At 68.9% G+C, this 9,634-nt stretch carries 11 protein-coding genes; 6 read left to right on the top strand and 5 right to left on the bottom strand.

The genetic code is table 11. The annotated features are described in order from the left end of the window. On the top strand, positions 1–694 hold a 694-nt coding region (locus tag FXN61_RS43295), incomplete at its 5' end, for a glycosyltransferase family 4 protein (protein ID WP_167979647.1). 25 nt (positions 695–719) lie between these two features. Further along, complete coding sequence (locus tag FXN61_RS43300; protein ID WP_312878449.1) at positions 720–1,565, top strand: glycosyltransferase family 2 protein; 846 nt, start codon at positions 720–722, stop codon at positions 1,563–1,565. Between the two features lie 264 nt (positions 1,566–1,829). Here the strand turns inward: FXN61_RS43300 and FXN61_RS43305 are convergent, their stop codons facing one another. Then, positions 1,830–2,249, bottom strand: a complete 420-nt coding sequence (locus tag FXN61_RS43305) for a hypothetical protein (RefSeq protein WP_167979646.1) — start codon at positions 2,247–2,249, stop codon at positions 1,830–1,832. Between the two features lie 101 nt (positions 2,250–2,350). Here FXN61_RS43305 and manB point away from each other — a divergent pair, with 101 nt between their 5' ends. Both manB and FXN61_RS43315 read left to right on the top strand, forming a co-directional pair. Then, positions 2,351–3,418 carry a mannose-1-phosphate guanylyltransferase gene (manB, locus tag FXN61_RS43310; protein ID WP_312878450.1) on the top strand — a complete coding sequence of 356 codons (1,068 nt, stop codon included), beginning with the start codon at positions 2,351–2,353 and terminating at the stop codon, positions 3,416–3,418. After that, entirely contained in the window at positions 3,411–4,292 is an 882-nt protein-coding gene (locus FXN61_RS43315) for a DNA-3-methyladenine glycosylase family protein (protein ID WP_167979650.1), read from the top strand. The genes manB and FXN61_RS43315 overlap by 8 nt, the downstream gene beginning before the upstream one ends. Here the strand turns inward: FXN61_RS43315 and FXN61_RS43320 are convergent. Genes FXN61_RS43320 through FXN61_RS43335 form a run of 4 tightly spaced genes read right to left on the bottom strand, consistent with a single transcriptional unit; the run spans position 4,289 to position 7,870 of the window. Continuing rightward, entirely contained in the window at positions 4,289–4,816 is a 528-nt protein-coding gene (locus tag FXN61_RS43320; RefSeq protein WP_167979651.1) for an NUDIX hydrolase, read from the bottom strand. The genes FXN61_RS43315 and FXN61_RS43320 overlap by 4 nt on opposite strands. Further along, a complete protein-coding gene (locus FXN61_RS43325) occupies positions 4,813–6,192 on the bottom strand; it encodes a coenzyme F420-0:L-glutamate ligase (RefSeq protein WP_188136117.1) in 1,380 nt (459 codons plus the stop codon). The genes FXN61_RS43320 and FXN61_RS43325 overlap by 4 nt, the downstream gene beginning before the upstream one ends. Next, positions 6,128–7,081 (bottom strand): 2-phospho-L-lactate transferase, encoded by a 954-nt coding sequence (cofD, locus tag FXN61_RS43330; protein ID WP_167979652.1) that lies wholly within the window; start codon positions 7,079–7,081, stop codon positions 6,128–6,130. Before cofD ends, FXN61_RS43325 begins: the two co-directional genes overlap by 65 nt. A 33-nt stretch (positions 7,082–7,114) precedes the next feature. Beyond that, positions 7,115–7,870, bottom strand: a complete 756-nt coding sequence (locus tag FXN61_RS43335; RefSeq protein ID WP_167979653.1) for a site-2 protease family protein — start codon at positions 7,868–7,870, stop codon at positions 7,115–7,117. A 245-nt stretch (positions 7,871–8,115) separates the two neighbouring features. On the opposite strand from FXN61_RS43335, the gene FXN61_RS43340 reads away from it, so the two are divergent. After that, positions 8,116–8,421, top strand: a complete 306-nt coding sequence (locus FXN61_RS43340; RefSeq protein WP_051784712.1) for a WhiB family transcriptional regulator — start codon at positions 8,116–8,118, stop codon at positions 8,419–8,421. A 31-nt stretch (positions 8,422–8,452) separates the two neighbouring features. After that, on the top strand, positions 8,453–9,634 hold a 1,182-nt coding region (locus FXN61_RS43345), incomplete at its 3' end, for a glycosyltransferase family 2 protein (protein ID WP_167979654.1).

The raw sequence follows: 9,634 nt of genomic DNA on the forward strand, positions 1-9,634 counted from the left end.
GGCGACGGCCGACGAACTGGTGCGCGTCGCCGGAGCCGACCGCCGCGTGCTGCACATCGCGCAGCACGGCGTCGACACCGAGCGTTTCCACCCGCCGTCGCCGGACGAGATCGCGACGGTGCGGCGATCGTTGTCGTTGGGGGACACGCCGTACGTGGCGTTCCTCGGCGCACTGGAGCCGCGCAAGAACGTCCCGGCGCTGATCCGCGGCTTCGCCCAGGCGATGGTCGGCCGCTCGAACCCGCCGGCGCTGGTGCTCGCAGGCCAGCCGGGCTGGGACAGCCAGGTCGAGCGCGCGCTGGACTCGGTGCCGCATCGCATCCGCGTGATCCGCGCGGGCTACCTGCCGTTCGAACAGCTCGCGGGATTTTTGGGTGGCGCGCAGATGGTCGCGTACCCGTCGCTCGGCGAGGGCTTCGGCCTGCCCGTGCTCGAAGCCATGGCCTGCGGCGCCTGCGTGCTCACCACCCGAAGACTGTCGCTGCCGGAGGTCGGTGGAGAGGCGGTCGCGTACTGCGGTGTCGGAGCTGGTGACATCGCGGCGGCGATCGCCGACCTGTTGGACGACCCCGCCCGCCGCGCGGCCCTGGCGACGTCCGGCCAGCTGCGCGCTAAGGACTTCTCGTGGGCCGTCAGCGCCGACCGCCACCGCCTCGCTTACGAGCGCGCGGCTCTGGTGCGCCGCCGCCGGTGAATCGGGCACCACTAGTGTGTCGCGCGTGAACTACGGCGACGGACTTGGTGTCGTGACGGTCACGTACTCGCCGGGCGAGACGCTGGCACCGTTCGTGGACACCCTCGCGAAGGCGACAACGCGGCCGGTGCAGGTGATCCTCGCCGACAACGGCTCTGTGGACGGGGTGCCCGAGGAGGTTGCGGCTTCCCGGTCCTGGGTTGAGTTTCTGCCCACCGGGGGGAACCTCGGGTACGGCGGCGGGGCCAATCGCGGGGTTGCCGCTCTGGGGCCGGATGTCGGGTGGGTGCTGATTTCCAACCCTGACATCGAGTTCGCCCCTGGGAGCGTTGACGCGTTGATCGAGGCTGCTTCTCGGTGGCCTCGTGGCGGGATGTTCGGGCCGTTGATTCGGGAGCCTTCTGGGGAGGTCTACCCGTCGGCTCGGTTGTTGCCTTCCGTTGGGCGTGGGGTTGGGCATGCCCTGTTCGGGGCGGTGTGGAAGTCGAACCCCTGGACTCGGGCTTATCGGCAGGAGAAGGCTCCTGAGGAGCGGACTGCTGGGTGGTTGTCCGGGTCCTGCTTCTTGATGCGGCGCGAGGCGTTTGACTCGGTTGGCGGGTTCGACGAGAAGTACTTCATGTACTTCGAGGACGTTGACCTGGGGGATCGGGTCGGCCGGGCTGGGTGGTTGAACGTTTACGTGCCTGATGCTGAGGTCACTCACATCGGGGGGCACTCCACTGCTCGGTCTTCTGAGCGGATGCTTCGTGAGCATCATCGGAGTGCCTATCTTTACTTGGCTGATCGGCATCCTGGGGTGGTTTGGGCGCCGTTTCGGTTGGCGTTGAAGGTTGGGCTGGGGTTGCGGGTGAAGATTCTCACTCGGTGAGGTTGGGGTGTCTTCCCCTGGTGGCGCGTGGGTTGCGTTGGCTGTCGGCTGGTGGCGCGTCGGTTGCGTAGGCCGTCTCCCGGTTTCGTTGGCGGGTGCCGGTTTGTTGTCCGTTCGGTGGTCGCGTTGCGTTCCGCCGTCGCGTTCGGCTCGGCTGCGCCGTCGCCGCTTGCCTTCGGCTGCAGGGGGCGATGGCGTCTGCAAGTACCGCCAACTCATGATCGAATCGCCGCTAACTACCGCCAACTCGCGTGCGCCGGTGCCCTACATGTTGCCGTTGAGTCGCTGGGTCAGTGACGCTCGCGTCTGCTGGTGGTTCGAGACCGTCGGGATCACGCCCGGCTGCACGACCTGGGTGACTTCCGCGTCGTCTGCGGGGCCTGCTGCCGCTGGCATCTGCTGGGTCGGCATCTGCTGGGTCTGCATGGACTGGCCCGGTGCGTGCTGGCCCGGCACGTGTTGGGGCGGGCGCGGTGCGGACTGCTGGCCCATCTGGTGGGGCTGCAGGATCATGGTCGAGTCCGGGTCGCCGCGGCGCGGGTCCATGGCGTTGACCAGCGTTCTCGGGATCTGTTGTGTGTCGGACGCGTCCATCGGGGACGTCATGTTGTCCGGCGTCACGATGTTCCGCCCACGTGCGCGGGCGCGGGCGAGCATGGCGTCGGCCCGGTCGCGGGGGTCCATGTCGGATTTAGCTCCTTGCCGGGACCAGATCCCGTATGACGATCTGCTTCGTGTCAGAGTATTCCGTCGAACGGCTCGCTGTAACGCGGAGGAGGAAAAAGGTGCACGGCGTCGAAGCTGTGGTGCTGGTCGGGGGCAAGGGCACTCGTCTTCGCCCGCTGACCCTGTCCGCTCCCAAGCCCATGCTCCCGACAGCGGGGGTGCCATTTTTGACGCATCTCCTGTCGCGGATCAAGGAGGTCGGCATCACTCACGTGGTGCTCGGCACCAGCTACAAGGCCGAGGTGTTCGAGGAGTACTTCGGTGACGGGTCGCGGCTCGGGCTGGAGCTCGAGTACGTGGTCGAGGAAGTGCCGCTGGACACGGCGGGGGCCATTCGCAACGTTGCGGACAAGCTGCGTGAGCCCGACGTGATGGTCTTCAACGGTGACATCCTGTCGGGGGTCGACCTGACCGGGATCGTGGACACGCACCGCAAGCACGAGGCGGACGTGACGTTGCACCTGGTGAAGGTGGCGGATCCGCGCGCGTTCGGGTGTGTGCCGACGGACGACGAGGGGCGGGTGCAGGCGTTCCTCGAGAAGACCGAGAACCCGCCCACGGATCAGATCAACGCTGGTTGTTACGTGTTCCGGCGTGAGGTGATCGACGCGATTCCCGCTGGGCGGCCGGTGTCGGTGGAGCGCGAGACGTTCCCCGGGCTGCTGGCTGACGGCAAGAGGTTGCAGGGGCACGTGGACGCCACGTACTGGCTCGACCTCGGTAAGCCTGAGGCGTTCGTGCAGGGGTCTGCGGACCTTGTGCGCGGTGTTGCGCCGTCGGCGGCTGTTGCACAGGCTGGCGACTTCCTGGTGCTTGAGGGATCGAGCGTTCACGAGGGTGCGACGGTCAAGGGTGGTTCCACGGTCGGTGCGAACTGCACGGTTGCGGACGGGGCTGTGCTTGACGGCGCGATTCTGTTCGACGGTGCCGTTGTCGGTGAGAACGCGGTTGTGGAGCGGTCGATCGTGGGTGCCGGTGCGCTGGTTCAGGCCGGCGCGGTGTTGCGGGACGCCGTGGTGGGCGACTCCGCGGTGATCGGGGCGCGGTGTGAGTTGATCGGTGGAGCTCGGGTGTGGCCGGGTGTGGTGCTGCCGGAGGCCGGCGTGCGCTTCTCGACGGATGCCTAGCAGAGCCTGGACACCACCGTTCCCACTCGATCTGGGCGCGGTGCTCGGACCGTTGCGTCGCGGGCCGGGTGATCCGTCCTTCAGCGCTGAGGGCGGCATCTGGTTCGCGGCCAACACGCCGTGTGGTCCCGGCACGTTGCACGTCAGACGCACGAGCGACGAAGTGCAGGCCGAAGCGTGGGGTGAGGGCGGGCAGTGGCTGCTTGACGGGCTGCCTGCCCTGCTCGGCGCGGACGATCCGGTGGACGAGTTCGTCGCGCACCATCCGGTCGTGGCCGAGGCGCGCAGGCGACGGCCCGGGCTGCGGCTCGGGTCCACCGGGCGTGTCTGGGATCTGTTGTTCGCCTCGATCCTGGAGCAGAAGGTCACGGGCATGGAGGCGTTCCGGACGTGGCGTGAGCTGGGCCGCCGGTTCGGTGAGCCGGCGCCGGGGCCGATGCCGTTGAAGGTTCCGCCGACGCCGCACCGGTTGCTGAGTTTGCAGGACTGGGAGTGGCACCAGTGCGGGCTCGACGGTGCCCGCCGGCGCACGTTGGTCAATGCGGCGCAGGTCGCGCATCGGCTGGAGAAGGCCGCGGAGATGCGCAGCCGGGAGTTGCTCGAAAAGGTGCCTGGAATCGGCGCGTGGACGTCGGCGGAGGTGGCGCAACGGTCCTGGGGCGATCCTGATGCCGTGAGCGTGGGCGACTACCACGTCGCCAAGAACGTCGGCTGGGCGTTGACCGGCACGCCGACGGACGACGACGGCATGATGGAGCTGCTGGAGCCCTATAAGCCGCAACGGCACCGTGCGGTCATGTACCTGGAGGCGGCGGGCATGCGGCGACCGCGGCGAGCACCGAGATTCTCGCCGCGGGACTACCGCAGGTTCTAGCGAAGCCTGGCGAGTGCCGACTCGATCAGCGGGTGCAGGTCGTCGACGTTGTCCGGCAACGAGTCCAGCGGCCACCACTGCAGGTCCACCGACTCGGCGCTGCGGACCGGCTTCGCGCCGACGGGTGCGCGCACCAGGAACCGCACGTCGAAGTGCCGCGTCGGCTTGCCGAGCGAGCACGTGATCGGGTGCACGTCGAGGTGGATCGGCGTCGGCTCGATGCGCAGGCCGCGCATGCCGGACTCCTCGGTGGCCTCGCGCAACGCGGCCGCGGCCAGGGAGACGTCCTCCGGCTCGCAGTGGCCGCCGAGCTGCAGCCACCGGCCCACGCGGGGGTGCAGCGTCAGCAACGCGTGTTCCGCCGTGGCGTCCAGGACGAGCGCTGAGGCCGTGAGGTGCCCTGGCTCGCAGGAACGCCGGCAGGCGTCCTCACGGGCCGCCAGGAAGCCCAGGTAGGCCTCCTTCAGCGCGTCCTGCCCCGTGAACCGGCTCAGCGTCGAGACGGCGTCGGCGTGCAACGTCAAAGTTCGATCAGTCCTTCCAGGGGTGCGCGCGGCGTCAGCGGCTCGGTCGGGTGCCCGACCGCCACGGCGCCCAGCGGCTCCCAGTCCTGCGGAACACCCAGCACGGAACGCACGACGTCCGCGCAGAAGATCGTCGACGAGACCCAGCACGAGCCGAGGCCCTCTGCCGCCAGCGCCACCAGCAGGCCCTGCACGGCGGCGCCGCCGGCGACCGTGAACATCGTCTTCTCGGCATCGGCGCGGTGGTCGTCGGGGTAGCTGTGCGCGCCGTCGCGGACCAGGAACGGCACCACGATCTCCGGCGCTTCCACCAGCAGGTCGCCCCGCCGCAGCCTGCGCGTGATCTGGTCCTGGGTGAACCCGTCGCCGCGCAGGTCGGTTTCCCACTGCTCGCGCATCGCCCGCAGCAGCTCTTCGCGCTTCTCCCGCACCAGCACGAACCGCAGCGGCTTGGTGTGGTGCGGCGCGGGCGCGGTCAACGCCGCGCCGACGGCGCGCTTCAGAACGGCGAGGTCCACCGGCTCGTCGGAGTAGAACCGCACGGACTTCCGCATCAGCACGGCCTCGGTGCGGCCCTGAGCCAGCGCCTCCTCGGTGCCGAGGCGGAACAGGTCCTCCTCGGTCGGCCGGGTCAGGTCGCGGGCCGTGGAGCCGTCGTCGACCACCTCGAACCCGCGCAGCACCGCCACCGGCACCGCGCCGAGCTTGCCCTTCACCAGGTCCGCGGCCGCAGCGATCTCGTCCGCGATCGCGACCATCGTCACGGTCAGCTCGTTGCCGTGCTGGTCGACCGCGCCCGCGTAGTCGTGCAGCACGCGGATGCCGGACGCGCCGATCGCGGCGTCGGTCTGCCCCATCCGCCACGCGCGGCCCATCGTGTCCGTGACGACCACGGCGACCTCGACGCCGAGCAGCCCCTTCAACGCACCGCGCAACGCCGCCGCTGACCCGTCCGGATCGACCGGGAGCAGCGCGATCTCGTCGCCGGCCACGTTCGAGGCGTCGACACCGGCCGCGGCCTGCACGATGCCGAGCTTGTTCACGGTGATCAGCGTGCGCATCTTGCGGGCGAGCACCCGCACCGACTCCGCGTCGACGTGCTCGCGCCGGATCCTGTCGCGTTCCTCGGGGTCGGCGGGAACGCGGACGAGCCGGCCTTCCACTTTGGACAGCACCTTGGACGTCACGACCACCACGTCGCCGTCGCGCAGCCAGGGGGCGGCACCGGCGATCGCACCGGCCAGGTCGTCGCCCGGCCGGAACTCCGGCAGGCCCTCGACCGGCAGCAGCTCCAGCGCGGCAGCGGCGTGATCAGCCAACTTCGACTCCGGCCAGCTCCAGCGCGTCACGGGCCATCTGGGCCGTGGCGTCCACATCGGACATGAGGAGCGGGACCGCGCGAACCGCGACACCGGGAACGTCGGCGCGGTCGCCGGTGTGCACCAGCCACGCGTCGAGAATGCCGTCTTCGGAGCACTTGCGGGAGCCGTAGAGCCGACCGACCGCCTCGGCGGAGGTCTCCACACCGATCGCGTCCAAACAAGCGTCGGCCATGCCCCGCAACGGTTTCCCGCCGATGATCGGCGACAGGCCCACGACACCGGCCTCGGTCTTGCGCAGCGCGTCACGCACACCCGGCACGTTCAAGATCGTGCCCACGCTCACCACCGGGTTGGACGGGGCCAAGATCACGGCGTCGGCCTCGCCGATCGCGTCCAGCACGCCCGGTCCTGCGGTGGCGGTCTCCGCGCCGACGGACGCGAACGACAGCGCGGGCACGGCCGCCCTGTGCTTGACCCACCACTCCTGGAAGTGGATCGCCTTCGTTTCGCCGTCCAGCTCGACGACGACGTGCGTCTCCACGCGGTCGTCGGACATCGGCAGCAGCCTGACGCCCGGCTTCCACCGGTCGCACAGCGCCTCCGTCACGGCCGACAGCGGGTAGCCGGCGCGCAGCATGCGGGTGCGGACGAGGTGCGTGGCGATGTCCCGGTCGCCGAGCCCGAACCACGTCGGCTCGGCGCCGTACGCCGCCAGCTCGTCCTTGACGGTCCACGACTCGCCCTCACGGCCCCAGCCGCGCTCGGTGTCGATCCCACCGCCCAGCGTGTACATGCAGGTGTCGAGGTCGGGGCAGATGCGCAGCCCGTGCATCCACACGTCATCGCCGGTGTTCACCACCGCGGTGACGTCGGCTCCCAGTGCCTTGAGCCCTTGCAGGAACCTCGCGCCGCCGACCCCGCCGACCAGTGCTACGACCTTCACGCCTTGCCATGCTTCCACAGTGCCGCGTGCGGCCTACAGGTAGCGCCAGAACATGAACGCGACCACGCCGGAGCCCGCCGAGCTCGTGTCGCCGCCGATGGCCTCGAACACCGAGGACGCCGCCTGGAAGAACAGCAGGTTGACCTCGGAGAAGCCGATCAGCACGGCGAACAGGACCAGCGGCGCCCACGGCCGGGCCTTCGCGCCGAACTGCTGGGCCTGGTAGGACATGAACGGCTCCAAAACACCCCAGCCGTCCAAACCGGGAATCGGCAGGATGTTCAGCACGAACGCAATCACCTGCAACAAAGCCAGGTACGAAATTGCGGCCGCGAGTGCGGCCGGCGGCGAAAACAGCGTGACGACCAACGCGAGCAGAACGCCGATCACGAGGTTCGTGACCGGTCCCGCGAGTGAGACGAGCGACTCGATCTTCTTCGAGCGCAGCGCGTGGTGGTTGATCCAGACTGCGCCACCCGGCAGCGGAATTCCGCCGAACGCGAGCAGCACCAGCGGCAGGACGATGCTCAGCACCGGGTCCGTGTAGTGGCGGATGTCGAGGGTGAGATATCCCTTGTCCCGCACGGAGAAGTCGCCGCCCTTGTAGGCGACGGCCGCGTGCCCGAACTCGTGCAGGCACAGCGTCACCGCCCACCCGGCGAGTACGAAGAGGATGGTGCCCGCGATGATGGCGACGTCGCCTTCGAGCAGGGTGAGGGCCCCTCCGGCGACGGTCGCCGCGAGCAGGCCGAGGAACAGTGGACTGGGTCGCACCGCTGATCGCTTCACCCCTCCAGTGTGGCGTGTCGGCTGGCGTGGTGGGCCGTTCGGGGACCGGTTGCGACACCTGAATCACTGTCTGTGCTGCTAGTCAAGGTTTTAGCGGCCATCCGCGCGAATATCCCCCGACGTGTGGACTCCGCTTGACCGCCCGCTGTGACGCAGGTGTAATCACATCGGTGTCATTCGTCGTTGTGGGAACGGCGTCTGGCGTCCGCCAACCGGGGAGAGCGGAAGGCGAGGAGGCGGACGAAATGCAGGAATTCGAAGAGCTCGAAGAAGATCACGTCACGCAGCCGGTCGTACAGGGCGAGCTGTCGTACCTGTTCGACCCTGCCGACGAGCAGGACTGGCAGGAGCGCGCGCTTTGCGCACAGACCGATCCCGAGGCGTTCTTCCCTGAAAAGGGTGGCTCGACGCGGGAGGCCAAGCGCATCTGCCTGGGCTGCGAGGTTCGTTCCGAGTGCCTGGAGTACGCACTCCAGCACGACGAACGCTTCGGCATCTGGGGCGGTCTCTCGGAGAGAGAGCGTCGCAAACTGAAGAAGCGAGCTGTCTAGAAGCGTGATCTTCGTGCCTTAACTTGGGGACGTGACAAGTCCTCACCCGAGGCTCCGGACGGCGCCGGTGCTGTGCGTCCTGGTCTGCCACGACGGCGACCAGTGGCTCAGCACGGCGCTGTCCGCGTTGCGGCGTCAGCGAATTCGCCCGAGGCACGTGATCGCGGTCGACACCGGATCGACGGACCGCACGGCGAAAGTGCTGGCGGAGGCCGAAGATCTGCTGGACGGAGTGCTGACCCTGCCCCGTGGCACGGGTTTCGGCACCGCTGTGCGCATCGCCGTCGAGCACGCCGTCGAACGGTGGGGCGACCCCGGCAAATGGCTGTGGTTGCTGCACGACGACAGCGCGCCGGAACCCGACTGCCTGGCCGCCCTGCTGACCGCGGCCGAGGTGTCGTCCTCGGCTGCCGTGCTGGGTCCGCTGTGCCTCGATTGGGTGGATTCTCGTCTGGTCGTCGAGGCAGGTCTGTCGACGGATTCTTCAGGACATCGACAGACCGGTTTGTCGTCGGCGGAGCATTCCGCGTCGTTCCAGCAGAGCACCGAGGTCCTCGCGGTGTCGTCGGCGGGATCGCTGATCAGGCGTGAGGTCTGGCACGCGCTCGGTGGGTACGACGAGGCGATGCCGCTGCTGCGCGACGATCTCGACTTCGGCTGGCGCGCGAACCGCGCCGGTCATTTGGTGCTGTGCGTTCCCGTCGCCAGGATGCGTCACGCGCGCGCCGCGACCAAAGGTGCACGCCGTTTGGACGCGGCCATGGCTCGACCGGGCCCGTCATTTCGAGGCGTCGACCGCGCGCACGGCATGCGAACGTTTCTGGTCAATTGTTCAGGTTTGTCGTTCCTCATCGGACTTCCGCGGCTGCTGTTCCTGTCGCTGCTGCGCGCTCTGGGGTTCTTGTTCCTCCGGCGTTTCGCCGACGCACACGCCGAGGTCGGCGCGGCTCGTTACCTGCTGTCCCGAGGCCGTTTGCTCGAAGGCCGCCGCGCGCGCCGCGGTTCCGCTGTCGTGCGAGGCCTCTTCACCAGCAGACTCACCAGATTTCGCAACGCGCTGCGCGCCGGTGCCGCGTTCCTGATCCGCCGCCGCGTCGAGGCCGACGCCGCGTTGGGTCGTTTGCCCGCAACCGATGCTGGTTCGACGTGGCTCGAACGTCCGAGTGGACTCTCGTCCAGTCGGCCCCGCCGCCCTGCCCGCCGGTGCGTCTCG

This window comes from Lentzea indica, assembly GCF_012184385.1.
GTDB classification, from domain to species: Bacteria; Actinomycetota; Actinomycetes; order Mycobacteriales; family Pseudonocardiaceae; genus Lentzea; species Lentzea indica.

Bases quoted from the DNA above. Each gene is read 5' to 3' on its own strand.
- FXN61_RS43305 (WP_167979646.1), bottom strand. From the start codon at position 2,249: ATGGACCCCCGCGACCGGGCCGACGCCATGCTCGCCCGCGCCCGCGCA.
- FXN61_RS43340 (WP_051784712.1), top strand. From the start codon at position 8,116: ATGCAGGAATTCGAAGAGCTCGAAGAAGATCACGTCACGCAGCCGGTC.
- FXN61_RS43315 (WP_167979650.1), top strand. From the start codon at position 3,411: ATGCCTAGCAGAGCCTGGACACCACCGTTCCCACTCGATCTGGGCGCG.
- FXN61_RS43325 (WP_188136117.1), bottom strand. From the start codon at position 6,192: ATGTGGACGCCACGGCCCAGATGGCCCGTGACGCGCTGGAGCTGGCCG.